Source organism: Rhizobium sp. P28RR-XV (assembly GCF_012641385.1).
Lineage (GTDB): Bacteria > Pseudomonadota > Alphaproteobacteria > Rhizobiales > Rhizobiaceae > Rhizobium.
In genome coordinates this window covers 85,686-111,904 of the sequence record NZ_JABAIG010000001.1, presented here as the reverse complement: position 1 = coordinate 111,904, position 26,219 = coordinate 85,686, and the positions used below count along the sequence as shown (strand labels likewise).

At 61.0% G+C, this 26,219-nt stretch carries 26 protein-coding genes and 1 pseudogene; 10 read left to right on the top strand and 17 right to left on the bottom strand.

Annotated features, from left to right (window positions below; genetic code table 11):
* Nucleotides 1-59: 59 nt before the first annotated feature.
* Together HGP12_RS00545 and HGP12_RS00540 are read left to right on the top strand one after the other, a co-directional pair.
* Entirely contained in the window at nucleotides 60-677 is a 618-nt protein-coding gene (locus HGP12_RS00545) for a TetR/AcrR family transcriptional regulator (RefSeq protein WP_168838619.1), read from the top strand.
* Between the two features lie 54 nt (nucleotides 678-731).
* Entirely contained in the window at nucleotides 732-1,958 is a 1,227-nt protein-coding gene (locus HGP12_RS00540; protein ID WP_168838618.1) for an MFS transporter, read from the top strand.
* Between the two features lie 90 nt (nucleotides 1,959-2,048).
* Here the strand turns inward: HGP12_RS00540 and HGP12_RS00535 are convergent, their stop codons facing one another.
* Both HGP12_RS00535 and HGP12_RS00530 read right to left on the bottom strand, forming a co-directional pair.
* The gene (locus tag HGP12_RS00535; protein WP_168838617.1) at nucleotides 2,049-3,296 is read right to left on the bottom strand and encodes an NAD(P)/FAD-dependent oxidoreductase; all 1,248 of its coding nucleotides are present in this window, start codon (nucleotides 3,294-3,296) and stop codon (nucleotides 2,049-2,051) included.
* A 9-nt stretch (nucleotides 3,297-3,305) separates the two neighbouring features.
* Nucleotides 3,306-3,722 carry a winged helix-turn-helix transcriptional regulator gene (locus HGP12_RS00530; protein WP_168838616.1) on the bottom strand — a complete coding sequence of 139 codons (417 nt, stop codon included), beginning with the start codon at nucleotides 3,720-3,722 and terminating at the stop codon, nucleotides 3,306-3,308.
* 139 nt (nucleotides 3,723-3,861) lie between these two features.
* Here HGP12_RS00530 and HGP12_RS00525 point away from each other — a divergent pair, with 139 nt between their 5' ends.
* Nucleotides 3,862-4,749 carry an SDR family oxidoreductase gene (locus HGP12_RS00525; protein WP_168838615.1) on the top strand — a complete coding sequence of 296 codons (888 nt, stop codon included), beginning with the start codon at nucleotides 3,862-3,864 and terminating at the stop codon, nucleotides 4,747-4,749.
* A 144-nt stretch (nucleotides 4,750-4,893) separates the two neighbouring features.
* Here HGP12_RS00525 and HGP12_RS00520 read toward each other — a convergent pair whose 3' ends face one another.
* The 3 genes from HGP12_RS00520 to HGP12_RS00510 form a co-directional block, all read right to left on the bottom strand.
* Nucleotides 4,894-5,277, bottom strand: a complete 384-nt coding sequence (locus HGP12_RS00520; protein WP_168838614.1) for a GFA family protein — start codon at nucleotides 5,275-5,277, stop codon at nucleotides 4,894-4,896.
* 83 nt (nucleotides 5,278-5,360) lie between these two features.
* Nucleotides 5,361-6,113 carry a pyridoxine 5'-phosphate synthase gene (locus tag HGP12_RS00515; protein ID WP_168838613.1) on the bottom strand — a complete coding sequence of 251 codons (753 nt, stop codon included), beginning with the start codon at nucleotides 6,111-6,113 and terminating at the stop codon, nucleotides 5,361-5,363.
* A gap of 185 nt (nucleotides 6,114-6,298) precedes the next feature.
* On the bottom strand, nucleotides 6,299-7,426 hold the full coding sequence (locus tag HGP12_RS00510) for an ATP-dependent RecD-like DNA helicase (protein WP_168838612.1): 1,128 nt from the start codon (nucleotides 7,424-7,426) through the stop codon (nucleotides 6,299-6,301).
* Nucleotides 7,427-7,579: 153 nt separating this feature from the next.
* Here HGP12_RS00510 and HGP12_RS00505 point away from each other — a divergent pair, with 153 nt between their 5' ends.
* From HGP12_RS00505 to HGP12_RS00495, 3 genes are read left to right on the top strand one after another with little or no spacing between them, the layout of a single operon-like run.
* On the top strand, nucleotides 7,580-7,960 hold the full coding sequence (locus HGP12_RS00505; RefSeq protein WP_168838611.1) for a hypothetical protein: 381 nt from the start codon (nucleotides 7,580-7,582) through the stop codon (nucleotides 7,958-7,960).
* Nucleotides 7,944-8,498, top strand: coding sequence for an RNA polymerase sigma factor (locus HGP12_RS00500; protein ID WP_168838610.1), 555 nt, complete (start codon nucleotides 7,944-7,946; stop codon nucleotides 8,496-8,498). The genes HGP12_RS00505 and HGP12_RS00500 overlap by 17 nt, the downstream gene beginning before the upstream one ends.
* Nucleotides 8,495-9,298: an anti-sigma factor gene (locus HGP12_RS00495; protein WP_168878664.1), complete on the top strand. Its 804-nt coding sequence runs from the start codon at nucleotides 8,495-8,497 to the stop codon at nucleotides 9,296-9,298. Before HGP12_RS00500 ends, HGP12_RS00495 begins: the two co-directional genes overlap by 4 nt.
* Before the next feature lie 87 nt (nucleotides 9,299-9,385).
* Here HGP12_RS00495 and HGP12_RS00490 read toward each other — a convergent pair.
* The 5 genes and pseudogenes from HGP12_RS00490 to HGP12_RS00470 form a co-directional block, all read right to left on the bottom strand.
* Nucleotides 9,386-10,146, bottom strand: a pseudogene (locus HGP12_RS00490) (IS5 family transposase).
* Between the two features lie 177 nt (nucleotides 10,147-10,323).
* Nucleotides 10,324-10,695, bottom strand: coding sequence for a nitrile hydratase accessory protein (locus tag HGP12_RS00485; RefSeq protein ID WP_168843688.1), 372 nt, complete (start codon nucleotides 10,693-10,695; stop codon nucleotides 10,324-10,326).
* Nucleotides 10,682-11,341 (bottom strand): nitrile hydratase subunit beta, encoded by a 660-nt coding sequence (nthB, locus tag HGP12_RS00480; RefSeq protein ID WP_168843687.1) that lies wholly within the window; start codon nucleotides 11,339-11,341, stop codon nucleotides 10,682-10,684. The genes HGP12_RS00485 and nthB overlap by 14 nt, the downstream gene beginning before the upstream one ends.
* Complete coding sequence (gene nthA, locus HGP12_RS00475) at nucleotides 11,338-11,982, bottom strand: nitrile hydratase subunit alpha (protein ID WP_168843686.1); 645 nt, start codon at nucleotides 11,980-11,982, stop codon at nucleotides 11,338-11,340. The genes nthB and nthA overlap by 4 nt, the downstream gene beginning before the upstream one ends.
* 22 nt (nucleotides 11,983-12,004) lie before the next feature.
* Nucleotides 12,005-12,598: a LysE family translocator gene (locus HGP12_RS00470; RefSeq protein ID WP_168843685.1), complete on the bottom strand. Its 594-nt coding sequence runs from the start codon at nucleotides 12,596-12,598 to the stop codon at nucleotides 12,005-12,007.
* Between the two features lie 205 nt (nucleotides 12,599-12,803).
* On the opposite strand from HGP12_RS00470, the gene HGP12_RS00465 reads away from it, so the two are divergent.
* A complete protein-coding gene (locus tag HGP12_RS00465; protein WP_168843684.1) occupies nucleotides 12,804-13,649 on the top strand; it encodes an aldo/keto reductase in 846 nt (281 codons plus the stop codon).
* Between the two features lie 2 nt (nucleotides 13,650-13,651).
* Here HGP12_RS00465 and HGP12_RS00460 read toward each other — a convergent pair whose 3' ends face one another.
* From HGP12_RS00460 to HGP12_RS00450, 3 genes are all read right to left on the bottom strand, one after another.
* Entirely contained in the window at nucleotides 13,652-14,659 is a 1,008-nt protein-coding gene (locus HGP12_RS00460) for a capsular biosynthesis protein (RefSeq protein ID WP_246703225.1), read from the bottom strand.
* 204 nt (nucleotides 14,660-14,863) lie between these two features.
* Nucleotides 14,864-15,436 (bottom strand): acetolactate synthase small subunit, encoded by a 573-nt coding sequence (gene ilvN, locus HGP12_RS00455; protein ID WP_168843683.1) that lies wholly within the window; start codon nucleotides 15,434-15,436, stop codon nucleotides 14,864-14,866.
* Between the two features lie 89 nt (nucleotides 15,437-15,525).
* A complete protein-coding gene (locus HGP12_RS00450) occupies nucleotides 15,526-17,319 on the bottom strand; it encodes an acetolactate synthase 3 large subunit (RefSeq protein ID WP_168843682.1) in 1,794 nt (597 codons plus the stop codon).
* A gap of 343 nt (nucleotides 17,320-17,662) precedes the next feature.
* On the opposite strand from HGP12_RS00450, the gene HGP12_RS00445 reads away from it, so the two are divergent.
* Complete coding sequence (locus HGP12_RS00445) at nucleotides 17,663-19,693, top strand: ATP-binding protein (RefSeq protein WP_168843681.1); 2,031 nt, start codon at nucleotides 17,663-17,665, stop codon at nucleotides 19,691-19,693.
* Here the strand turns inward: HGP12_RS00445 and miaA are convergent.
* Nucleotides 19,678-20,586: a tRNA (adenosine(37)-N6)-dimethylallyltransferase MiaA gene (gene miaA / locus HGP12_RS00440; RefSeq protein WP_246703224.1), complete on the bottom strand. Its 909-nt coding sequence runs from the start codon at nucleotides 20,584-20,586 to the stop codon at nucleotides 19,678-19,680. The genes HGP12_RS00445 and miaA overlap by 16 nt on opposite strands.
* A gap of 13 nt (nucleotides 20,587-20,599) precedes the next feature.
* On the opposite strand from miaA, the gene serB reads away from it, so the two are divergent.
* A complete protein-coding gene (serB, locus tag HGP12_RS00435; RefSeq protein ID WP_168843679.1) occupies nucleotides 20,600-21,490 on the top strand; it encodes a phosphoserine phosphatase SerB in 891 nt (296 codons plus the stop codon).
* Nucleotides 21,491-21,521: 31 nt separating this feature from the next.
* Nucleotides 21,522-22,103 (top strand): GNAT family N-acetyltransferase, encoded by a 582-nt coding sequence (locus tag HGP12_RS00430; protein ID WP_168843678.1) that lies wholly within the window; start codon nucleotides 21,522-21,524, stop codon nucleotides 22,101-22,103.
* Nucleotides 22,104-22,107: 4 nt separating this feature from the next.
* Here the strand turns inward: HGP12_RS00430 and HGP12_RS00425 are convergent, their stop codons facing one another.
* The 3 genes from HGP12_RS00425 to hflK all read right to left on the bottom strand — a co-directional run bounded on the left by HGP12_RS00425 (nucleotide 22,108) and on the right by hflK (nucleotide 26,101).
* Complete coding sequence (locus tag HGP12_RS00425; protein ID WP_168843677.1) at nucleotides 22,108-23,847, bottom strand: Do family serine endopeptidase; 1,740 nt, start codon at nucleotides 23,845-23,847, stop codon at nucleotides 22,108-22,110.
* Between the two features lie 191 nt (nucleotides 23,848-24,038).
* Nucleotides 24,039-24,977 carry a protease modulator HflC gene (hflC, locus tag HGP12_RS00420; protein WP_168843676.1) on the bottom strand — a complete coding sequence of 313 codons (939 nt, stop codon included), beginning with the start codon at nucleotides 24,975-24,977 and terminating at the stop codon, nucleotides 24,039-24,041.
* The gene (hflK, locus tag HGP12_RS00415) at nucleotides 24,977-26,101 is read right to left on the bottom strand and encodes an FtsH protease activity modulator HflK (protein WP_168843675.1); all 1,125 of its coding nucleotides are present in this window, start codon (nucleotides 26,099-26,101) and stop codon (nucleotides 24,977-24,979) included. The genes hflC and hflK overlap by 1 nt, the downstream gene beginning before the upstream one ends.
* Nucleotides 26,102-26,219 lie beyond the last annotated feature (118 nt).

Below are 26,219 nucleotides of genomic sequence, written 5' to 3'. Positions count from 1 at the left end.
TCTTGCTGCGATGCAAAAATTCGCTTGATTTGGAAACGATCATTTCCTAAAAGAGTGACATGACGATAGACACACTCGACATCGCACCGAAGCTCCGGGGACGCCCACGGGAATTCGACATCGATTCGGCGCTCGACGAAGCGCTGCGCGTCTTTTCGGAGCGCGGCTATTATGCCGCCTCGATCAGCGAATTGACCGAGGCCATGGGTCTGACGGCCGGAAGTGTCTACAAGGCATTCGGCGACAAGCGCGGGGTGTTCCTTGCCGCTTTCGACCGCTATCGCCACGTACGCCAGCAATTGATCGACGATGCCCTTGCCAAGGCCCCGAATGCCTATGAAAAGCTGCGGACATTGCTGAGGTTCTTCGCCGAAGCATCATGCGGCGAGGTCGGACGGCGGGGCTGTCTTGTGGTTGGCAGCGCGACCGAACTCGCGCTTTTCGACGAGGAGGTCGCCGGCCGGGTTGGCGTAGCCTTCGATTTCGACGAGCGGCGCATCCTCAATCTGATCCGTCTCGGACAAGAGGATGGTTCTGTACCGAAGCATGTCGATCCTGAAACCACCGCCCGCGCGCTGCTTGCCCTGACCAAGGGCATGCGCGTGATCGGCAAGACCGGCCGCAAGACCGAACATATGCTCGCCGTCGCCGAGACGGCCATGAAACTGCTGAACTGATTTTTATCGAAATTTCGGGGAGCAAACTCCCCCTGCCCGCATCGAGGACAAGATATGCCCGCAACTGCCGCCGCCAGACGGGAGAGCACGCCGCTCCCCGAGAAGACCCTTTCACCGCTGCTGACATTCATGTTCGCCGCCGCCTGCGGGCTGGTGGCTGCCAACCTCTATTATGGCCAGCCGCTCGCCGGCCCGATCAGCCAGTCGCTCGGCTTCACCCCCGCCGCCACCGGCCTCATCGTCACGCTGACACAGATCGGCTACGGCCTCGGCCTCTTGTTGATCGTGCCATTGGGTGATCTTCACGAGAACCGCAGGCTGGTGCTGACCCTGGTGGCGCTGTCCGCCGTCGCTCTTGTCGGCGCTGCCTTCGCATGGTCGCCGTCGCTGTTCCTGCTCGCTTCGCTCTGTATCGGCCTGGCGTCCGTCGCGGTGCAGGTGCTTGTTCCCTTTGCCGCCCATATGGCGCCGGATGCCAGCCGCGGTGCCGTCGTCGGCAATGTCATGAGCGGCCTGCTCGTCGGCATCATGCTCGCCCGCCCAGCGGCAAGCTTCCTGTCCGAACTCCTGTCCTGGCACGCGGTCTATATCATCTCTGCCGGCATTATGATCGGGCTGCTCGTCATCCTGCGCCTCGTCCTGCCGACCCGCGTGCCGCACACCAAGCTGCACTACGGACAGCTCTTGTCTTCCATGGGCCACCTCGCGCTCCGCACGCCGGTACTGCAGCGCCGTGCGCTATATCAGGCCTGCATGTTCGGCGCCTTCAGCCTCTTCTGGACGACGACCCCACTATTGCTGGCAAGCCCTGCATTCGGCCTGACGCAAAACGGCATTGCCCTTTTCGCGCTGGCCGGCGCAGCAGGCGCAGTCGCCTCGCCGATCGCCGGGCGCGTTGCCGATCGCGGCTGGACGAAGCTTGCCACCGCCTTCGCCCTGACGATTGCGATCGTTGCCTTCCTGATCGGCCATTTCTCCGGCAGCGGCTCGTTGCTGGCGCTGATCACGCTGACGCTGTCGGGCATCATGCTGGACTTCGGCGTCCAGACGAACCTCGTGCTTGGTCAACGCGCCATCTTCGCGCTCAGCGCCGAACACCGCAGCCGCCTCAACGGGCTCTACATGGCAACCTTCTTTGCCGGCGGCGCCCTTGGCTCGGCGCTCGGCGGCTGGGCCTATGCCATCGGCGGCTGGAAGATGGCCTCCTGGATCGGCGTCGCCTTCCCGGTCATCGCGCTTCTTGCCTTCCTGACCGAAAGCAATTCCAGGAAAAGTGCGTAGCGGCTTTCCGTCTGAAATTATGTAAAAACAAAAGGATAGAGCATTTTCGCGATTCGAGGAAAAGCGGAAAGGTTCGAGCCTGAGAACTGATCAAGACGGCTGCGGTATAGCCTCCCGCAGCCAGTCGCATTCCCGCAGGCCGGCGCCGTTGAACGGATCGACCAGCGTGCCGGAAACGATGCCCGCCAGGATCTGCGGCGCGGGAGGCACTCTGGCGACTGTGGCGACCAGCCGGTCCCTGATCCAGGCGAGCGCCGCCGAGTCCGATTGATAGAAGGGCGTGAACGCGGCCGAGAGCAGCTGGAACAGCCGCACATGCATCCGCCGCGCCTTGGCATAGGCCGCAAGAGCAGCCTCGATAGTTTCATGTCCTGCAAGCGCATGCGCCAGCGCCGCCACATCGAGCAGAGCCATATTGGCGCCCTGCCCGAGCTGCGGGCTGGTGGAGTGGGCTGCATCGCCGACGAAAACCGTTCGCCCGCTATAGGGCACCTTCATCGTGCGATGGGCGTAACGTGCAAGCGTCAGCTGGTCCCAATCGGTGATCTGCTCCAGCAACGGCTCGCATCCCGGCCAATAGCCGCGGATCGTCTGCTTCCAGCGCTCCAGCCCACGCTTGCGCACCTCATCGGCATCCGCGGCCTTCAAGCTCCAGAACAAGGCCGCCTGCTTCGGCAAATGCGGTCTTCTGCTACCGATTGGCAGGACGCCGATCATTACGCTCGCCCTGTCATAGCGCTGCGTCAGGGCAGCCTGATCCACTAATCCGTCCGGACAGTCGAGCGTCGCCCAAAAGGCGCCATAGACGAGGCTGCGTGCACGCGGCGCGACGGGTGACGCTGCCACCAGCTCGGAGCGCGCGCCGCTGGCATCGATGACGAGATCATAGGGTCCGAGGCGCTCGCCGCCTTCGACGGAGAGAAAGCTGCCGGCCCCCTCTTCGATCACGCCAAGGACCCGCTGACCGGTATGGATCGGGTGTTGCCGTGCGGAGACTTCATCATAAAGCGTATCGAATAGCGCGGCGCGATGAACGCCAAGCCCATAGCGGCCGCCGGGCAGCGCATTATAGCGCACGTCAAGGACGATGCGGCCACGAGTGGTCTCCGTGCCGAACAGCCGATCGATGCGGTTACCGGCGGCATGAATGGCTGGGCCGAGCCCGAGCGATTCCAGCACGGTCAATCCGGTCGGCTGCAGCATCAGCGCCGAGCCGACGGGGGCCGGGCTGTCGAACCGTTCGATGATATCGGTCGTGTGGCCGGCACGAGAAAGAAAGAGAGAAGCGGCAAGCCCGGCAGGCCCGGCGCCGACGATGGCGATTTTCAATGGATTCACTGTAAAGGCTCAGTCCGGCGATTGATCGAAACGGGCTCTTGCGGCCTTAACAGCCTCATGATTGGCTTCCGCCCAATTCAGGAGCTGGGCCAGCGGCTCGTACAGCGAATAACCGAGATCGGTCATGCGGTATTCGACACTCGGCGGTTTGGTGGGAAAGACCTCGCGGTCGACATAGCCGTCGCGCTGAAGGTCGCGCAGCGTTTGCGTCAGCATACGCTGGGAGATATCAGGCACAAGACGACGCAGTTCGCCGAAACGGTATGGCCGCTTTGCCAGCGTTTCCATCAGCAGCACCGACCATTTTCCGCCGATCTGTGAGATGAGGTCGCGCACCGGACAATTGCTGAAATCGAGATTGCTGAGATCCACATCGCGTAACGCGGAATCTCTGCTGCGCAGATTGACGACGGTGCTGGCACCCATGCCGGTTCCCTTTTGGTAACTTGGAGCCGAAAAACTGCCTCCTTTACATCGCGAAGTCAATTCCTATTCTAGCGCTAGTCTCTTTTTGAGAGCAACACGGTCACTGCAAATCCGCGGTGGTCAAACAAGGAAAACCAATATGAGCAGCACTCTTCTCGTTACCGGTGCCGCGGGTCAGCTTGGCCAGCGCGTCATTCATCACCTGCTGGAGACATACAAAGTCGCTCCTGGCCGCATCATTGCCGCCACGCGTAGCCCGGAGAAGCTTGCCGACCTCGCCGCCAAGGGCGTCATTACCCGCAAGGCCGATTTCGATGATGCCGACACCCTGCTTGCGGCTTTCACTGGCGGCGATCGCCTGCTGATCATCAGCACCGACGCGCTCGCCGTTCCCGGCCAGCGCCTGAAGCAGCACACGGCCGCCGTAGAAGCCGCGAAGAAGGCCGGCGTGAAGCATATCCTCTACACCTCAATGCCGGCTCCGGAAGATTCGCTTGTCAGCTTCGCCCCCGACCACCTCGGCACGGAAAATGCCATCAAGGCTAGCGGCATCGGCTACACGATCCTGCGCGACGCCTGGTATTTCGACAACTACCTGCACGGCCTGCCGCATAGCCTCGAAGTCGGCAAGTGGTACACCGCGACCGGCGGCGGCCGCGTCAGCAACATCAGCCGCGAAGACTGCGCACTCGCCATCGCCGCCGCCCTGGCTTCCGACAGCGCGGAAAGCGCCACCTACACGCTGACAGGCTCGACCGCCGTCACCATCGCGGATGTGGCGAGTGTCGTCAGCAGGATCACCGGCCGTCCGCTTGAGGTTATTGACGTCAACGACGAACAGCTTGCCGCCGGTCTCACCGGTGCCGGCCTGCCGCCATTCGTGGTCGACATGCTCGTCTCCGCCGACGCCAACATCCGCGCCGGCAAATTCGACATCCTGACCAACGACTTCAACAAGCTGACCGGCAAGGAGCCGCAGACGCTACGCAGCTTCTTCGAGGAACACAAGGCCGCATTGCTCGGCTAAGTCTTGGAACGGCTGGCAAAGCGTTCTTACCGCTAGCCTACGAACAACCCCTCTCCCCGCAAATGCGGGGCGAGGCAGCTTCCGCCTCCATCAAAGTGTGGACTGCAACGAGGATAACTCCGTCAACGCATGTGGAAAGAGCGATCAATCCGATTCCGCATATTGCGGCAGATCATCGGTAATTTCATACCACTCGGCTTTCGATGCGACGAAAACATGGTGTGTGGGACGTATGCTTGGCGTGTCGACAAGCGTACCCATCGTAACATGGGCGTAAGTGCCGTCCTTGACGATCGCATAGAGAAGCGAGCCGCATATTCTGCAGTGGATGTACGGAGCCGCCGCGTCGCCGTAGATCATGACGCTTTCCGCGCCATCGACTATCCCGATCTTCTCGGATGGGATACCCGCCAGAGGTTTGAAGGCCGACCCGGTTGTTCGCCGGCAGTTCGAACAATGGCAGTTCACCGCATAAGCGAAGTCGTCGGCAACCTGGTAGGTTACGGCACGTCGCGCCCAGCCCCGCATTGGGCAGATGGGCTGATGTCAAGGGCAGCCGAAAGCTACCGCGTCTGGACGGCGGCTCGGCTCACGAACCCGCCCAGTCGGCTTCAAACCGTCTGTCCGCAAGCCCGGCGGAAACGCCGCACCGTTTCGGCCATGCCATATTCCAGTGCATCCGCCGTCAGCCCATGGCCAATCGAGGTCTCCGCGAGCTTCGGAATGCGCTTCAGCAGCGCCGGAAGATTGGCGACTGTCAGGTCGTGGCCGGCATTGACATCAAGGCCGTTGGCGAAGGCTGCATCGGCGGTCTTGCCGAGTGCCTCAAGAATGACAGCAGCCTTCTGCGGATCATCATAGCAGCCACCATAGGGGCCGGTGTAAAGCTCGATGCGATCCGCACCAACTTCTCTCGCGATCTTAACGGCGTCCGCATCGCCGTCGCCATCGGCAAACAGCGACACACGGCAGCCGATCTTCTTGTACTTGGCGACGACCGCAACCAGCAGCTCGCGATTCCTACGAAAATCCCAGCCGTGGTCCGAGGTCGCCTGAGTGGGATCATCGGGCACGAGTGTCACCTGCTCGGGCTCGGCAGAAGCGCAGAGATCGAAGAACTCGTCGCTCGGATAGCCCTCGATATTGAAATCTGCTTCCGGAAACTCGTCATCAATCAGCGCACGGATTTCGGGCAGGTCGGAAAAGCGCACATGCCGCTGATCGGGACGCGGATGAACCGTCAGCCCGCTGGCGCCGGCCGCCAGCGCGATACGGCCCAAACCCGTGACGCTCGGCCAGGGAAGATCACGCCGGTTGCGCAGCATCGCGATGGCGTTGAGGTTCACGGAGAGCTTGGCGGGCATGATCGAAATCCCTGATTTTCAAAGCGGATGATAGTGCCGTTCTATGCCATTATGACCAGCGAAACCAACGAGATTCCGACATCGACCCATGCAAAACTTTGATGGTCACGGCAAAGTGGCATCGCCATGCGGTGACGCATCGGCAGCAAAGTCCTTTTGCGGATATCTATTGCCCCAAGCGCGACTTATCGGACGATGGTCAGCGTCTCGGCGGCGCGGGTGATGGCCGTATAGAGCCAGCGCTCGCGCGTATCGCGAAATGCCCAGCTCTCGTCGAACAGCACGACATTGTTCCACTGCGAGCCCTGCGCCTTATGAACGGTCAACGCGTAGCCATAGTCGAATTCGTCATAGCGCTTGCGCGTCGACCAGGGAATCTCACCCTCGACATCCTCGAAGGCCTGTTTCAAGAGCTTGATCTTGGCCGCACCACGATCCATGTCGTCGTCTTCCGGCCGCACCAGCAGATTGATGCCCGGCTTCGTCGTTTCCCTGGAGGATGTCATGACCTGCCAAAGCGAGCCGTTGAGCAGACCCTTGGCGGGATCGTTGCGCAGGCAGACAAGTTTGTCGCCGGATTGCGGATAGTCGGCGGAAAACCCCTTGAGTTCGCGCAGACGCTGATTGTAGCGCCGGCGCGTCCTGTTGGTGCCGACGAGAACCTGATCCGCCTCCAGCACCAGCGGCTGCGTGACTTCATTCTTCGAGATCACCTGCGCGGTGCCATAATCGCCATGCATGATTTCCTTGCCCTCACGCACCTGCATGGCGAGCTGAATGATCGGATTGTCGCGGGCCTGACGATGAATATCCGTCAGCAGATAATCCGGCTCCTCATTCGTGAAGAAACCGCCGCCGGAAACCGGCGGAAGCTGGCCGGGATCGCCAAGCACCAGAATGGGCGTTCCAAAGCTCATCAGATCCTTGCCAAGCGCTTCGTCCACCATCGAGCATTCGTCGACGATGATCAACGCGGCCTTGGAGACCGGGCTCTGGCGGTTGATGGTGAACATCGGGGCGATCGATGTCTTGCCCGTCTCCTCATCCTCAACGGCTTCCTCGCCGCGCGGCCGGTAGATCAGCGAATGGATGGTCTTCGCATTGGAAGCGCCGCGCGAGCGCAGCACCTGCGCCGCCTTGCCGGTAAAGGCCGCAAACAGCACCTCGCCATCCACATGTTCGGCAAAATGCCGCGCAAGGGTCGTCTTGCCCGTGCCGGCATAACCGAACAGGCGAAACAGCGGCGAGCGCCCCTCCTTCAGCCATTTGGCGACGGCCTTGAGCGCTTCATCTTGTTGCGGCGCGAATTGCATCGGCCGAATTGGCAGGATTCGGCCGCTGGAAGCAAGCAGTAAAAAATACCCGGCGAGCTGGGAATAAAATCAAGCGCACCCGTGTCTCATGTCCGGCAGCGCAAAAATGCGACGCCTGGATAACCATCATCCACCCACCCGAGGAGAGACAACATGAAAACCATGAGATTCCTGGCCGCGCTCGCTGCGGCGTCGGCCTTTGCCACAGCCGCTTTCGCCGCGGCCCCCGTCAAAACGGTCGAAAGCTCCAAGGGCAAGGTGCTTGCCGGCGAAAACGGCAAGACGCTCTACACCTTCAAGAACGACAAGTCGGGCGAATCCAATTGCAATGGCGATTGCGCGAAAGCCTGGCCGCCGCTCATGGCCGATGGCAAAGCCAAGGCGGAAGGTGCATATTCGATCATTACCCGCAAGGACGGGATGAAACAGTGGGCAAAGGACGGCATGCCGCTCTACTTCTTCATCAAGGACGCAAAGTCCGGTGATGTCGCCGGCGACGGCTTCAAGGGCGTATGGGATGTCGCACGGCCCTGACAATCCGGAAAATGGCGCGGCGGGAGCCTCCGCCGCGCCCGATAGCTTCGAGGCGGAGGTGCTGGCGCTCCTCCCCTCGTTGCGCCGCTATTCGCGCAGCCTTGCCCGCTCGGATGCGGATGGCGAAGATCTGCTTCAGGATTGTGTCGAAAAGGTTTTGACCCGGCGCGGCCAATGGCGCGGACTGAACCTGCGCGGCTGGGTGTTGACGATCATGACCAATCTCTATCGCAACGGACTGCGCCAGCAAGGCGGCCGCAGCTTCGTCGACATCGATGACAACAGCCATCTGCCTGCCGCCGAAACCGACAACGACCCGCTGCAGCGGTCACGCCTGGAACTGGCTCTCAACAACCTCGGCGAAGACTATCGAGCAGTGCTGATGCTCGTCGTCGTCGAAGGCTACAGCTATCAGGATGTCGCAGACATGCTTGATATCCCGATCGGCACAGTGATGTCGCGCCTGTCGCGCGCGCGCCAGAAGATGACCAGCCTGTTGAATGCAGACAATGTTGTCACGCTTCGGAGACCAAGATGAACGAACGCAAACCGACCGTGACCGAAGCGGACCTTCACGCCTTTGCCGATGGCCTTCTGCCACCGGAGAAGCAGGCGGAATTGCAGGCATGGCTGACCGAAAATCCCGAGAACGCCGCTGCCGTTGCGACATGGCAGGTCCAGAACGATGAAATCCGCGCCATGTTCTCCCCCTATGCCATATCGAAGGACGGCGACGCGGACCTCTTTTCGAAAAGCAGAAACATATCGTCTGCCCAGGCGACTGCGCCACAGCGAAGCCGCAAGCTGACGATGCTCGCCGCCTCGCTCGCACTATTTGTGGCCGGCGCTGCAGCAGGCCATTTCGGCCCCGATCTTTTCGCGCGGCCCGAATTGCAGCTGACCTCAATCGAGGCATTGCCGCAGCAGGCGCATTCGGCCTTCGTCGTCTATGCCAGCGATGTCCGCCATCCCGTCGAAGTCGGCGCGGATCAGGAGGCACATCTCGCCACCTGGCTTGGCAAGCGCATGAATGTGGCCGGCCTCAAGGTACCGAGCCTGCAGAAGCTGGGATTCCAGCTGGTCGGCGGCCGGCTGCTGCCGATCAACGGTACGCCCGGCGCCCTGTTCATGTATGAGAATGCCAGCGGCCAGCGCCTGACCGTGCTGGTCGGGCGCAATAGCGGCAATACCACGACCAGCTTCCGCTTCGCCAGCGACAACGCCGTCGAGACCTTCTACTGGATCGACGGCGACCTCGGCTATGCCGTCACCGGCGAGATCTCGCGTGACATGCTGCGGCAGGTGGCGGACGAGTGCTACAAGCAATTCTCATCCTGATGCCCCAGCGGAGACCACTCACCCACCCTCGTGGTTCGAGACGGCCTTTTAGGCCTCCTCACCATGTGGGCTAGGAAGTGTGGACAGTTATCTGATCCATAGGACGATTGCTGCGATAGTGACGACTGCGAGGTAGTTTTCGGCGGTTTTTTCGAAGCGCGTAGCGACCCTGCGGAACTGCTTGCGTCTCGAGAAGCAGCACTCGATCAGGTGGCGCTGGGCGTAGAGATGCTTGTCCAGCGGGTATTTTTGGGCGCGGGAAGGATTGTTGGGGATCACCGCCACAGCGCCTTTATCAGCGATGGCATTGCGCAGGCGATCGCTGTCATAAGCGGTGTCGGCCATGACGATGTCGGCGGGTAGGCCCTCGATCAGGGCATCGGCTTGCGGCGCATCGCCCTTCTGGCCTGCGGTCAGTGTGAAGCGGACCGGGCAGCCGAGACCACGCACGGCCATGTGTATCTTGGTGCTCAGGCCGCCGCGAGAACGGCCAAGGGCTTGATCTTCAGCCCCTTTTTTGCGCCGGCAGCGTGCTGATGGGCGCGGATGATGGTGGAATCAACGATCAGGTATTCGAAGTCCGGATCGTCCGACATCGCGGTGAACATGCGCCACCAGATGCCCTTCCGGCTCCAGCGGCTGAAACGGCGGAAGACACTGTTCCACTCGCCGAACACTTCCGGCAGGTCACGCCAGGGCGAGCCGGTCCGCACAATCCAAAGCACTGCTTCCACGAACATGCGGTTGTCGCGGCCAGACGAGCCGCGCGTGCGCTCGTCACCAATGATGTGATGCGCTATCCGCGCCCACTGTTCGTCCCGAAGGATCAGACGATCCAAAACACCCATGACTGCCTCCAAAAGACAGTCTTGAATCTGATTTGCTCAGCCTTGGAAACCCAAGAGTCCACACCTCCTAGTCTTTTGTGCATGTCGGTAAAATAAAGCTCGCTCCATCCTCTGACGCGCGGACGACGCAGGCCGGAACCTCGAAGGGCGAGGATGGCCTCAGGGGAGCCCATCCTTTTACCGCTGCGGATCGTTTTCCAGCGCGATCGGCTTACCATGCGGCGTCGCCTCCGCGGCACGTTGCCAACTTTGCTGCAGAGCCAGCATCACATCCGCGTCGGCAATGCCTTTCGCGACCAGCAGACCTGACAGCGCAGCCACCCAGCAATCGAAATAGTCGCTGCCATCAACAGCGCGGCCGGGCTTGTGCAATTCGGCCGACAGCCACTCCGCCCATTCGCTCCAGGCAAACAAGCCCTTCTCGTGCAGATGAACGGTCATCGCAAAAGCCTCAGCCGCCCAGGGCTCGGGAAAGACCGGCTCGCCATCGACTGACTTCGGCAATCCCGGCGATTGCGCCAGAGGCGATGCGACCTCACACGCGCTCAAGATAGCTCTCCCAGGCGTCGATCGAGACGGTCAGCGAGGGATCGGCACCCTCGCCCCATATCTCGGCACCATCAAAGACCACCGTGTAGACCCATTGCGGATTTTCGCCCCGGCCATGGGCGTTGTCGTCGGGGAAGACGAAGGAGCCCTGCACCGCTTCGATGACACCCGTCTTGGCGCGGGCGTAGCGCGGCAATCTCGTATGGCCGGTCGGATTGAAGTTCTTGGTGCGGACATGATCGCCGACGGCAAAGAGCGGCGTGGTATCGAGAGGCCGGTCGCAAGGGCCGCCCTTGGCCAATACGCCGTCGACCATTTCAGCCTTCAGCACCCGCTTCGGAACCCTGCCCTGTTCGAGCGAATGGCCAATGCGCAGCTCTTCGGCCGTGGCAAAACCGTGTCGCTCCAGTAGGGTGTCGATGGCGCGGGTCCAGATCTCGTAGTAGCTGGCACCAAGATAATCGGCCGGCGGAATGTTTTCGCGCGTATGCCGGCTCTCGTCGATGGTCCAGGCCCCAAAGGCGCCGCAGGAAAGCGTGATGCCGAGCGCCCTCTTTTCCCATTCAGCATGGAAATAGGGCTCGTTCGGTTCCGGAGCGACAAGGCCGAAGCCCATCTGGCCGCCGAGATCGTGCGGACCGTTCATCGTGCTGCCTCCGGCCTTTTGGCGACTGCCGTTCCGATCATGGCGTCGCGGCTGACGAGATCGGCCAGCGCCGCCTCATCCATGCCTTCCGAACCGGCGGGACGCTCCGGGATTACCAGATAGCGCAGCTCCGCCGTCGAATCCCAGACGCGGATCTTCGTCTCCTGCGGCAGCGTCAGGCCGAATTCGGCGAGCACCCCGCGCGGATCGATCACAGCGCGGGACCGGTAGGCCGGCGCCTTATACCACACCGGCGGCAGCCCGAGCACGGCCCACGGATAGCAGGAGCAAAGCGTGCAGACGATGAGATTATGCGTTTCCGGCGTATTGAAGACCGCGCGCATATGCTCTCCCTGGCGGCCGGTAAAGCCGAGACTGGCGATCGCCGCCGTCGCGTCGCGCCGCAGCCAGTCGGCAAAATCAGAATCGCTCCAGGCTTTCGCCACCACCTGCGCACCATTGCGCGGTCCGACCTTCGTCTCATAGGTCTCGACGATACGGTCAATTGCCGCCGGATCGATCAGCCCCTTTTCCGTCAGCAACGTTTCGAGCGCCTTCACCCGCGCCTGCATGTCCGAATAGTGGTTGTCGTGGTGATGGTGGTGATGATCGTCGTCATCATGCGAGTGTCCGTGGGACATGGCCGTCTCCCGTCTTTCCGGATTACTTTAGCATCGGCCAGAGACTGAGCACCAGCAGGACGGCCATGGTAATGTTGAACCATTTAAGCCGAACGGGATCGGCCAGCCAGTCGCGCAGCACGGAACCGAAGCCGGCCCAAGTCGATACGCTCGGAACGTTCACGGCGGCAAATGCCAGTCCGACGAGGAGAACAGTGAAGAGATAGAGCTGCTCGTTGGTGTAGGTCGCCATGGCGGTAACGGCCATCACCCATGCCTTGGGATTGACCCACTGGAACGCGGCAGCGCTCATGAAGCTCATCGGCTGCGCGGAGCCCTCGCTCTCCGTAATACTGCGCGACGTGCCGATCTTCCAGGCAATCCAGACGAGATAGGCGCCGCCGGCGAATTTCAGCCCGGTGTAGAGCACCGGCACGGTATGCAACAACGCGCCCAATCCAAGGCCGACGCCGAGCAGCAGGGAGAAGAAGCCAACACCGATGCCAAGCATGTGCGGAATGGTGCGCCGAAAACCGAAATTCACGCCCGAGGCAAACAGCATCATGTTGTTCGGCCCTGGGGTGATCGATGTCGTGAACGCGAAAAGTAGAAGAGCCAGAAATGTATCCAGCGCCATGATGCCTCCTGGGACACCGTGCGTGACAAATGGCGGTATCCAAAATTCTTCTCATGCGTGCCAGATGTAGCGACGCATATCCGCGCGACAATAATTCGCTCATAGTCTGAAAGCCATAGGACCTTTGTCACAGTGACATGAAGGGCATCGATTGAAATCCGCCAGGATGGATCTATCCTTCCGTTTTCCGCAGCGAGGACAGACCATGCGCGAGCCCATTCCCACCGTCACCCTCCCCTCCGGCATTGCGGTTCCCGCACTCGGCCAGGGGACATGGAACATGGGCGAGAATGCCGCGAGCGCCAGGGACGAGATCGCCAGCCTCAAGACCGGCCTCGATCTCGGCATGACGCTGATCGATACGGCGGAAATGTACGCCGACGGCGGCTCGGAGGAAATCGTCGGCAAGGCGATCGAAGGCCGCCGCGACGAAGTCTTCCTCGTCAGCAAGGTCTACCCCGCCAACGCCAGCCTCAGGGGTGCGGTAGAAGCCTGCGAACGCAGCCTGAAGCGCCTGAACACCGACCGCATCGACCTCTATCTGCTGCATTGGCGCGGCAACTATCCGCTCGAAGAAACGGTTGAAGCCTTCGAAGGCCTGAAGGCGGCCGGCAAGATCGAAGCCTGGGGCGTGTCGAATTTCGATATCGCCGACATGGATGAGCTGCTCTCTGTGCCGAACGGCGGCAATGTCGCCGCCAATCAGGTGCTCTACAATCTCTCCCGGCGCGGCATCGAATACGACCTCTTGCCCTGGTGCCAGGAGCGCAGCATTCCGATCATGGCCTATTCGCCGATCGAACAAGGCCGCCTGCTCCACCATCCCGAACTGATCCGTATCGCAAAGACCTATCAGGCCACACCCGCCCAGATTGCACTTGCCTTCCTGCTGGAGCGCGACGGCGTGATATCGATCCCGAAATCCTCGAATGCACAGCGCGTTGAGGAAAACCGCGACTCGATCGATGTCGATATCACCGATGAGGATTGGGCCGTCCTCGACGCCGCCTTCCCGCCGCCATCGCGAAAGAAGTCATTGGACATGCTATAGGTTTACGCAGCAGCCTTCTGCTGCGCGACGATCAGCTCGATTGCCCGGAAGACGTCGATTTCTCGCCAGTCGGCGGGATCGCGATAGGTCGGATAAAGCGAAAGGGCGGCGGCGGCGATCTGGTCGATTGTCCGTAGCTTCGTTCGCCGACCGGCAAGTACCGCCTTGGCGTAGACGCCGAAATAATCTTCGGTGATGCCCCAGCCGGCATAAAAGGGTGCGGCATAGCAGCGAACCGGAATGCCGCGCAGCAGCGCATCGAAGCCGAACTGGCTCGAAACCGTCCAGACCTCGTCAACGACTTCGAGGATGGAGGCCACCGACACGGCGTCGTCGAGCAACACGGCAGCGCCCTCGGAAACACCGTTCGTAAGATACCCCTTACGAAGTCCAGCCATGACATCCGGATGGGTGCGGATGAGACATTGCGCATCGCTCGCCAGCCCATCGGCGAGCATCTTCTCGAAGGACGCTTTTGAGCCGAGTGCCCTATCAACGGAAACGTCGCCAACGACCTGATCGACCAGCAGAATACGACGCTTTGTCGTCCGCTCGATGCGCGGCGCCAGATGTGGAAGATGATTGTATTTCGAAAGTTTGTTGAGAACGATCTGTTCGCGGATGGCGCGGCCGAGCTCTCCCGCCTCCCCAGCCTCCTCTATCAGCCGCTCAAGCCGCGACGGCCGGTTTGCATCGACGGGCAGGCCAAGATCGTCGATGACGATGGAAAGAGGAACGGCACCGGCCTTGCCGAGTCCCACGGACCGCAGGAAACCATCCTCCAAGTGCCAATGCGACAGCCGGCGGAGCCGCGCAATCTTCGCCGCCATCTTGGCCGGCGCGCGGCCACCCCACGAAACAATGCCGCCTATACCGGGCGCCAATGCACAAGCCAGCTTCCGCGATCCGAAATAATGTCCGAGCCAGGGAAAATCGCCACGGACGAAGAATGCAGCGCCGAGACGCATATCATCGGGCGGATGCCATGGCTTTCTGCCGATCTCAGGCATTGTTGCCGTGTTTCCCCTTCTCCCCTCGGGGAGAAGGTGCCGTCAGGCGGATGAGGGGGTGTCTGCCAGGAGTACGAAAATTCGTGAATTCAAATCGGAAAGTCCCCCTCATCCGACCCTTCGGGCCACCTTCTCCCCAAGGGGAGAAGGAATTTGGAGCGCCGATTTGCCTCACATGCGATCACCCCTCAACACCGCAGGTTTCTACATCCCTTGCGAGCCGCGGTTCATCGCAGCAATGCCGGTGCGGCAGACTTCGATAAGGCCGAGCGGCTTGATGATGGCGATGAACTGATCGATCTTCGAGGACTTGCCGGTGATCTCGAGAATGAAATGCTCGACGGTCGCATCCACCACCTTGGCATGGAAAGCATCGGCGAGCCGCAGCGTTTCTGCGCGCATCTCACCGCTTCCGGTCACTTTCAGCAGCGCCACTTCGCGCTCGATCGGCCGCTCCTGGCCGAGTTCGCGGGCGCGCACCGTCAGATCGACGACGCGGTGAACCGGAATGATGCGCTCAAGCTGCGCCTTGATCTGCTCCAGCACCTGCGGCGTGCCGCGCGTTACCACAGTGATCCGCGACAGATGCGCCTGGTGCTCGGTCTCCGAAACGGTCAGGCTTTCGATGTTGTAGCCCCGGCCGGAGAAGAGGCCGATGACGCGGGCGAGAACGCCGGGCTCGTTGTCGACGAGTACCGAAAGCGTGTGGCTTTCCGCCGCCGCCGTTTCCGGCGAAATAAAATAGGCGGAGCCCGTGGGTTGAAGGTGTGCGTTCATTATCCTTGTTCCGTTTCCTCTGTTCTTGTTCGATATGCCAGCGAGATCGGCGGCCGGGGCGCAGCTCCTGCTGCGCCACCGGCTAGCGATCAAACCAGCTGGCGACCCTTGGCATCGATGGCGTTGGCGACGGCCTCGTCGGTTGCTTCGTCCGGCAGCAGCATTTCGTTATGCGCCTTGCCAGAGGGGATCATCGGGAAGCAGTTGGCGAGATTGGCGACGCGGCAATCGAAAATGACCGGCTTGTTGACGTCGATCATCTCCTGGATGGCGGCATCGAGATCACCCGGCTTTTCGCAGCGCAGGCCGACGGCGCCATAGGCTTCCGCGAGCTTGACGAAATCGGGCATCGCTTCCGTATAGGAATTGGACAGGCGGTTGCCGTGCAGCAGCTGCTGCCACTGGCGAACCATGCCCATATACTGGTTGTTCAGGATGAAGATCTTGATCGGCGCATTGTGCTGGATGGCCGCCGACATTTCCTGAATGCACATCTGGATCGAGGCATCGCCGGCAATGTCGATGACCAGGCTTTCCGGATGGGCGATCTGCACACCGAGCGCTGCCGGCAGGCCATAGCCCATGGTGCCGAGGCCGCCCGAGGTCATCCAGCGGTTCGGCTGTTCGAAGCCGTAGAACTGCGCCGCCCACATCTGGTGCTGACCGACTTCGGTCGTGATGTAGGTATCGCGATGCTTCGTCAGCTCATAGAGGCGCTGGATCGCATATTGCGGCATGATGACATCGTCGCTCGGCTTGTAGGCGAACGAGTTGCGCGCACGCCAGCGGGCAACATCAGCCCACCAGTCGCCCAGGCGCTCCGTCGCAGGCTTCTGCGGCAGCGCACGCCACAGGCGAACCATGTCTTCCAGAACATTGCCGACATCGCCGAGAATGCCGATATCGACGCGGACGTTCTTGTTGATCGAGGAAGGATCGATGTCGATATGGATCTTCTTCGAATTCGGAGAAAAGGCATTCAGGCGGCCGGTAATGCGGTCGTCGAAGCGCGCGCCGATGCAGACCATGACGTCGCAATCATGCATCGCCATGTTGGCTTCGTAGGAGCCGTGCATGCCGAGCATGCCGAGCCAGTTCTTGCCGGATGCCGGATAGGCGCCGAGGCCCATCAGCGTCGAGGTGATCGGGAAATCGGTGAGCTCGACCAGCTCGCGCAGCAGCTTGCAGGCCTCCGGGCCGGAATTGACGACACCGCCGCCAGAATAGATGACGGGACGACGAGCATTCTTCATCAGCTCGATCGCTTGGGTGATCTTGTTGAGATCGCCCTGGATCTTCGGCTGATAGCTCTTCTGGGCATGATGCGCTTCCGGCGGCGTATAGGTGCCGGTCGCGAACTGGATGTCCTTCGGGATGTCGACGACGACAGGACCCGGACGGCCCGATTGCGCGATGCGGAAGGCTTCGTGAATGACGGCCGCCAGCTTGTTGACGTCCTTGACCAGCCAGTTGTGCTTGGTGCAGGGCCGGGTGATGCCGACCGTATCGCACTCCTGGAAAGCGTCGGAGCCGATCAGCGTGGTCGGAACCTGGCCGCTCAGGCAGACGAGCGGGATCGAATCCATCAAGGCATCCTGCAGCGGCGTAACCGCATTCGTCGCGCCCGGGCCGGAAGTAACCAGCATGACGCCGACCTTGCCGGTGGACCGGGCATAGCCTTCGGCCGCATGGCCGGCGCCCTGCTCGTGACGAACGAGAATATGCTGGATGTCGTCCTGCTGGAAGATCTCGTCATAGATCGGAAGCACAGCGCCGCCCGGATAACCGAAGATGTGTTCGACGCCATTGTCCCTGAGCGCCTGCAACACGATCTCCGCGCCTGTCATTCGATTGCCGCTCGCCTGATTATCTGTGCCGGTCATACGTTTGTTCCGCTGTCTGCTGGAGGTTTGGAAAGATGAAATCTCGATTTCGGGCATAAAAAAAGGCCCCTTGGGGAGCCTGTCATCTAGCGCATGGGTGGCTGTCGCCGGATGGTTACACCATCCTGCCCATGCGCTTTCCCACCACGATAAGAACGATCGAGTTTTTCATGGGGCGAAGTGATAGACAGAAAATTTCGAAGCGTCAACGCGTGAAGCAATAAAAAATCGCGGCCCCGCCAAAACCCCATAAGCCTGGACCCTTTAAAAAGCATGGGTGACAGACAGGATTTTGTTAAGCCACCGTCTCTATGCTCCGGCATCGGATAATTGGGGTAGCTGTTTGCTGAATAATGATCTGCAGACGTCCGGCAAAGCTGGAGATTTAGATCGCCGCGATAGACTGAGGCCGGGAAATCGCTTCCTCGGCCGCGTCGTCGCGTGCAACGGCTCGAGAGCAACGATCGCCGCTGTCGCCGAAGCCGGCGGTACCGATCTTACCGAACTCTGGTCGGTCGGCAGGCTGATTTCCATCAGCGTCGGCTCGAACCGCGTGGCCGCCCTCGTCTACTCGATGAATACTCAAAGCGTCGGCTGGGGTGAAGAGCAGGACAACCTCTTCCGCATCGAAGTCGAACTTTTGGGTGAGGTCCATGTCGGGCCGGATGGCCGCGAGGAGTTTTCGAGCGGCATTACCGCCTATCCCTATCTCGGCGCGATCGCGCATCGTATCCGTGCCGCCGATCTCATGCGCATCTTCGATGCAGGCAAGGGCAGCAGCTGCGTCATCGGCAAGCTGACGCAGGATGAAAGCATCGACGCCGCCATACATATTCCCTCGATGCTGTCGAAGCATTTCGCCGTCGTCGGTTCCACCGGCGTCGGCAAATCCACCGCCGTCTCGCTGTTGTTGCACAAGGCGATCAGCGCCGATCCAAAACTGCGCGTGCTGATCCTCGATCCGCACAATGAATTTGCAGCCGCCTTTCCCCGGCATGCCGTCGTCATCGATACCGATACGCTCGACCTGCCCTTCTGGCTGATGCGGCTGGAAGAATTCAGCGAAGTCGTCTTTCGTGGCCGCCCGGCGATCCCGGAGGAGCTCGATGCGCTGCGCGATCTCATTCCAGAGGCAAAGCGCGCCTTCCGCGGCAGCGATTCAAGCCTGATGCGCCGCCAGACGGAAAAATCCTCGGTGACGGCGGATACGCCGGTTCCCTACCGCATGGCCGATCTGCTAGCACTGATCGACGAGCGCATCGGCCGGCTGGAGGGCCGCCAGGAAAAGCCGCATCTGCGCTCCCTGAAAATGCGCATCATCTCGGCGATCAACGATCCGCGCTATCACTTCATGTTCTCCAACAATACAATCACCGATACGATCATGGAGACGATCGCCAAGATCTTCCGCATTCCGGGCGACGGTAAGCCGATCTGCACCTTCCAGCTCGCCGGCATACCCTCGGAAGTGATCAATTCCGTCGCTTCGGTTCTCTGCCGCATGGCATTCGAGCTGGCGCTCTGGAGCGATGGCGCGATCCATATGCTCGTCGTCTGCGAGGAGGCGCACCGCTACATTCCCGCCGATCCGAACCTCGGCTTCTTCCCGACGCGCCAGGCCATAGCCCGCATCGCCAAGGAAGGGCGCAAATACGGCGTATCGCTCGGCATCATCACGCAGCGCCCCGGCGAACTGGACCAGACGATCCTGTCACAGTGCTCGACGCTCTTCGCCATGCGACTTGCCAATGATCGCGACCAGGAAATCATCCGCTCGGCCATTCCGAACTCCTCGATTTCGACGACCAGCTTCCTGTCCTCCATAGGCAACGGCGAAGCCATCGCGTTCGGCGAGGCCATTGCCGTGCCGATGCGCATGCGCTTCTCCCGCGTGGAAGATCATCTGCTGCCGAAAGCCAGCGGCGGCACGGCGAAGGTCAGCGAGGATTCGCCGGATACTGTCGATCTACGCACGATCATCAGCCGCATGCGCTCGATTACGGGTCCCGATATCAGCGCCTTGCAACAGAACTACGGCGCCGCGACGGACGCGGTAACCGGGATCAGGAACGATTTCGACGATCCGACCGTCGAGCAGACGCCACAGCGTGCAGCGGAAGTCGATGCGCCACCGATCGAACCATATCGTCCCGACATGTTGCCCCGCCCGGCCACCCAGCAGGCCGCGCCGCCGCTGCAGACATCGATCGACAGCAGGCTTGCGGACCTGCGCCGCGAATACCGAGGCGACGACACCGACGCACGCCCGATGCCGCCGAGAGAACCCCTGCCATCGCTCAGGCGGGAACCCGGCCTTTCGCTGCGGGACAGCATCCTGAAAAAGCCGCCGAGCAGCCTTTACGACAAGGATTGAAGCGTTGGGCTTACGGGGCTCAGGCGCTCCCAGCTCTCATCCATCTGATTGCGAAACCAGGTCATCTGCCGCTTGGCATATTGCCGAGTTGCCGCCGCGCCGGTTTCGATGACCTCTTCCCGCGTCATCTCGCCCTTCAGCATCGCGGCGATCTGCGACACGCCGATCGCCTTCATGACCGGCATCTCCGGCGGCGAGTCCAATGCCAGCAAAGCCCGCACCTCTTCCTCCGCCCCCATTGCCAGCATCTTTTCGAAGCGGCTGTTGATGCGCTGGTGCAGCAGCGCGCGCTCAGGCAGCACCACGATCTTGCGCGCGCGGTCCGGATCGACAACCGTCTGCCCGGCCTTGCCCTGAAAGGCCGCAATCGATCGGCCCGTCGCCTCGACCACCTCCAGAGCACGCACGATACGCTGCCCGTCCTGTGGGTTCAGCGTATCCGCGACGGCGCTGTCGCGTTCCGTAAGCTCGCGATGCAGAGCTTCCGCCCCCTCCGCCAGCAGCCGACTGCGAAGCCTGCTGCGGATATCAGCCGGAATTTCCGGCATGTCGGAGAGCCCACCGGTGAGAGCCTTGAAATAGAGCCCGGTGCCGCCGACGAAGACAGGCAATCGCCCCTCGCCGCGCAGGCGCTCGACCAATATGCCGGCATCGCGCAGCCAGACGCCGGTGGAATAGGCCTGGCCCGCCGGGACATAACCATAAAGATGATGCGGAATGCCTTCCATATCGGCCTCGGAGGGCCGCGCCGTCAGCACGCGCAGGGTGTCGTAGACCTGCATGCTGTCGGCATTGATGACGACACCATCATGTAAACGGGCTAATTCTACCGCCAGCGCGGACTTGCCGCTGGCGGTCGGCCCGGTTATCAGGATCGCGTCGATATTGCTCATAAGGTTTCTGCTCATGGCCTTCGTTGCCACGCTTATTGCCAATCCGTCAAACCCCGTTCTTGTTCCGGCCATTGCTGAACAGGCTGCTGAGGCCGTCAAGGCGTCCGGGCTTTACTGGCTGGCCGACGGCATTGCCTGCGATATCGCGCTTCGCGACAATACGGACCTGCAGGCCGCGGAAGCCAATATCCTGGCCGTGATCGGCAGCGAGCCGATCGATCTCGTGATTCAAGACGCCGACACCCGCCGCAAGAAGCTTCTGATTGCCGATATGGATTCCACGATGATCGCTCAGGAATGCATCGACGAGCTTGCCGCCGAAGTGGGTCTCAAGGAAAAGGTCGCCGATATCACGGCCCGCGCCATGAATGGCGAGATCGCCTTCGAGCCGGCCCTGCGCGAACGTGTGGCCCTGCTGAAGGGATTGCCCATTTCCGTCGTCGATGATGTCATCGCCAAGCGCATCACGCTGACACCCGGCGGTCCAGAGCTCATCGCGACGATGAAGACAAAAGGCTATTACACCGCCCTCGTCTCCGGCGGCTTCACCGTCTTCACCAGCCGGATCGGCGCGACGCTCGGCTTCGATGAAAACCGCGCCAATATCCTGCTCGAAGAAAACGGCATCCTGACCGGCCTCGTCGAGGACCCCATCCTCGGCAAACAGGCCAAGGTGGATGCGCTGAACGAAATCGCCGAGAAGCTCGGCATTTCGACCGATGATGCTCTCGCCGTCGGCGATGGTGCCAATGATCTCGGCATGCTTCAGCTCGCCGGCTCCGGAGTGGCGCTCCACGCCAAGCCGACGGTCTCGGCACAGGCCAGAATGCGCATCGACCACGGCGACCTGACCGCCCTGCTCTACATCCAGGGCTACCGCAAGACGGACTTCATCAAACCATAGAACGGCGCAATCGCCGGCATCGAGGCCTCCGATGATCATCACTGAAACCGACCGTCTTATCATCCGCAACTGGCGGGAGACGGACCGCGATCTGGCCTACGAGATCAACTCCGACGAGACCGTCATGGAGTTCTTTCCGTTTCGTCGCAATCGTGCGGAAGCGGACGCCTTCTTCGATCGCGTCCGCTCGATGATTTCAGAAACCGGGCTTGGCCTCTACGCCCTCGAGCTGAAAGAAAGCGGCGAAGCGATCGGTTATTGCGGACTGATGCGGACGGATCATCTGGAACCCTTCGTCCCAGTCGGAACGATCGAGATCGGCTGGCGGCTGGTTGCACAGCAGTGGGGCAAGGGATTTGTCAGCGAGGCGGCACGAGCGCTCCTCGCTCACGGCTTCGGAAAGCTCGACCTGGATCAAATCGTCTCCTTTGCCGTACACAACAATATCAGGTCGATCGCAGTCATGGAACGGATCGGCATGCACCGCGTCGAAGGCGGCTATTTCGATCACCCAAACGTCCCCGACACCCATCCCCATCTGCAGCGGCATGTCCTCTACCGCCTGACCGCAGCCGAGTGGCGGGCACAGCAGGCAAAACGAGCCGGGCGCTGAACCTCTACTCCAGCGCGACGGCGATGAAGCGCAAGTCACCGTTTGGAGACGCGACCATCATCTGCGCATTGCGGCGGCCCTCGCGCTTCAGCGAGGCCACCTTCTCCGAGGCGGCACTCGGCGTCTGTACGAATTCCTGCGCCACTTCCACGACGACGTCGCCGGGTTTCAGGCCCTTGTCCGCCGCCGCCGAACCGGGCGCCACTTCGGTGATGACGACGCCATCGACGCTATCGGCGATGCCGAAGCTCTTGCGGTTCTCGGCGGTCAGCGTCGCGAGCTTCATGCCAAGTATGTTCGAGGTCGCCTGGGCTGGTGGCTGAGCCTGCGGCGATTGCTGCGGATCGCCGCTCTGGTCCTGCCCATCCATGCCGTCATCGCCACCCTCATCGCCCTCGTCGGGATTGATGACACCGCCATTATTGCCATTATCGTCGGGCGCAAGCTGCGGCTTCTTGGTCTTGTCGGTGCTGGCGGCCGCCGCCTGATCGCTGTCTTCCAGTCGACCGAGGGTTACCTTGACGGTCTGTTCCTTGCCTTCCCGGAAAACGACGACATCGACTTCCTTGCCGACAGAGCTCTCGGCAACGACGCGCGGCAGATCGCGCATCTCGTCCACATTCTTGCCGTCGAATTTCAAGATGACATCACCTGCCTTGATCGAACCGTTGTCGACCGGGCCGCCCTTGATGACACCGGCGACGAGCGCGCCCTTGGCAGTCGAAAGACCGAGGCTGTTGGCAACATCATCCGTCACCGGCTGGATGCGCACGCCGAGCCAGCCGCGGCGCGTCTCGCCGAAATCCCTGAGCTGGTTGACCACACCTTCCGCCAGTTCTGACGGCACCGCAAAGCCGATGCCGATCGAGCCACCGCTCGGAGAGATGATGGCGGTATTGATGCCAATCACTTCGCCCTTCATGTTGAAGAGCGGGCCACCGGAATTGCCCTTGTTGATCGCCGCATCCGTCTGGATGAAATTATCATAGGGGCCGGCATTGATGTTGCGGCCGCGGGCAGAGACGATGCCGACGGTGACGGATCCGCCGAGGCCGAAGGGATTGCCGATCGCCATCACCCAGTCGCCGATCCGCATCTTGGAGGAATCGCCGAACTTGACCGCCGTCAGCGGATGCTTCGGCTCGACCTTGAGGACCGAAAGATCGGTCTTCGTATCGGTGCCGATCAATTTCGCCTTCAGCTTGGTGCCGTTCGGGAAGATCGCCTCGATATCGTCTGCGCCTTCGATGACGTGATTGTTGGTGACGATGTATCCGGCCGGGTCGATGACGAAACCGGAACCGAGCGAACTCACCTTGCGATTGCTGTTGTCGTCTTTCTTGTTGTTGAAGAAATCGTTGAAGTAATCCTGATAGGGCGAATTATCCGGCACCTTCGGCGTCGCCGGCCCATCGCCCTCATCCTTCACCTTCTGCGATGTGGAAATATTGACGACGGCATCCAGCAATCCCGAAGCAAGATCGGCAACCGAAGCCGGACCGGCGTTCATTCCCGGTGTCATCATGCCCGGGTTCATTGTGCCCGGGTTCATTGTGACGGTCGGCGATGCAGCCGGAGGCGTCTGGTTGTTGGTGGCCGGCGCCTGGGCACCCGCCGTCGCGCCGCTATTCTGCGCCTGCGCATGAGCCTGTTCGGTAACGCCCACAATGGGGCCGGCAATCAATGCCATGCTGGCCAGCAAGGCAAACGAACGGCTGAAAGGCAGGCGATTGGTCGAAGCCATCAGGCATCCTCATCGAGAAAGGGGAAATCTTGTATAAGCATCAACATAAGGCGGAATGATGAAGCGTGAAATCACCTTTTTGCGAAATCCCCGCACTCCGCGCCGACGATGCGACATGGTAAAGGTGATGCGATCTACCATAAGGAAAAGGGCCGCCGTGAGGCAGCCCTTCCATTCCTTGATTTGACGCCTTACTTCGCGGGCGGCGTCGGATTGGCAAGCGCCGGCGCCTCGGAATTGGGCGTAGAACCCAAGGGACTGTCGAAAAACTTGAAGAAAGCCGATTGGTTCGGCGGCAGGACAAGCGTCTTGCTACCCGATACAAACGCCTTGTTATAGGCGGCCATCGAGCGATAGAACTCGTAGAAATTCGGATCGCGCTTCGAGGCATCCGCAAAGATACCGTTGCGCTCCGCCTCGCCCTGACCGCGCAAGACTTCCGAATCCTTCTGTGCATCAGCAACGATCTCGACAACCTGACGGTCAGCGATCGCGCGTCGCTTCTGGCCTTCTTCGTTACCCCTGGCGCGGATGAGTTCGGCTTCCGCCAGACGCTCGGCCTTCATGCGATCATAGGTCTGCTGCGACACTTCCTGGGTCAGGTCGGTGCGGCGGATGCGGACGTCCTCGATGTTGAGACCGAGCGTTTCGGCATCGCGATGCAGATCGTTGCGCACTTCCGTCATCATAGAGGCGCGTTCCTCGGAAAGCGCCGCTTCGAAACCGCGCAGACCGTAAACACGGCGCAATGCGGCGTCGAGGCGGGTTCTCAGGCGTGATTCCGCCGCGTCGCGATCGCCGGAAACGGTCTCGCGGAACTTACGTGCATCCATGATCTTGTAGACGACGAAGGCATCGACTTCATAGAACTTGCCGCCGGAGACCTGGACGCGGATATTGTCCAGATCAAAGCGAAGCTCCTGCAGCTGCACATACTGGACACGATCGGCATCCATGAAGGCGAAAGGCAGCTTGAAGTAGAGACCCGGTTCCGTCTTGACCTCACGGATCTGGCCGAAGCGCAGAACGATAGCCTGTTCGCGGGCATTGACCACGAACACCGACGAATAAACGAGCAGCAGCACTACCGCGAGCGCGATGAGAATGGCTGGCAAACGGCTGGATGTCATTATTTGGCCTCCGGCTGAGTTGCAGCGGCGGGCTTGCCCGCCGGCGCCGTGGACTGCTTGCCGATTTCATTCAGCGGCAGGTAAGGCACGACACCCTGCTTATCGTCGATGATGATGCTGTTGGAATTGCCGATGACGGACTCCATGGTTTCGAGGAACAGACGCTTGCGGGTGACTTCCGGCGCCTTGACGTACTCGTCATAGATCGAGATGAAGCGCTGCGCCTCACCCTGGGCTTCCTTCACCACACGGTCCTTGTAGGCGGCTGCTTCTTCGCGGATCTGAGCCGCGCGACCGCGGGCCTGACCGAGCTTCTGGTTGGCGTATTGATTGGCCTCTTCCACCTGCTGGTCTTCATTCTGCTCGGCGCGCTGCACTTCATCGAAGGCATCCGCCACTTCACGCGGCGGCGAAACATCTTCGATCGGCACAGCGTTGATGGAAATACCCGAACCATAGCGATCCATGGTATCCTGGATGATACTTCTCACTTCGGTCGCGACTTCCTGGCGCTTGTCGCGATAGATGTCCTGGGCAGGACGGCGACCGACAATCTCGCGCATGGCGCTTTCGGCAACCTGCTGCAGCGTCTCGTCGGGGGTCTCGAGATTGAACAGATAGGATTGCGGGTTGGTCACCGTATAAAGAACCGAGAACTGCACGTTGACGATGTTCTGATCGCCCGTCAGCATTAGGCCGGCGGTCGAGCCGGCGGTTGAACGGCCGCCGATATTGCGCTGCTGCTCGGTTACCTTGACGAATTCGATGCGGTCCATCGGCCAGATATGGAAATGCAGGCCGGGCATCGAGACTTCCTCACGCGGCTTGCCGAAGCGCAATTCCACGCCGCGCTCGTCCGGCTGCACCGTGTAGATGCACTGGATCAGCCAGAAAACGGCGATTACTGCGATGATGATAAGGACGACGCCTGCGTTGAAGCCACCGGGCACGAAACCTTTCAATCGGTCCTGACCACGGCGAATGATATCCTCAAGGTCCGGAGGCCCTCCGTTGCCGCTTCCCCGCGGCCGGTTTGGTCCTTGCCCCCAAGGTCCCTGATTATTTCCGCCGCCACCGCCGCCCCATGGGCCACCGCCGCCGCCATTCTGATTGCTCCAAGGCATCAAAACCTCTTTGTTTGTTGACTCCCGAAATCGCGCCGAACCTGCAAAATTCATGTCTCGAAATCTGCAGGCGGCAGCGATTGTTTCCCGTTATAGGTATCGAAGCACCTGCTTTCAA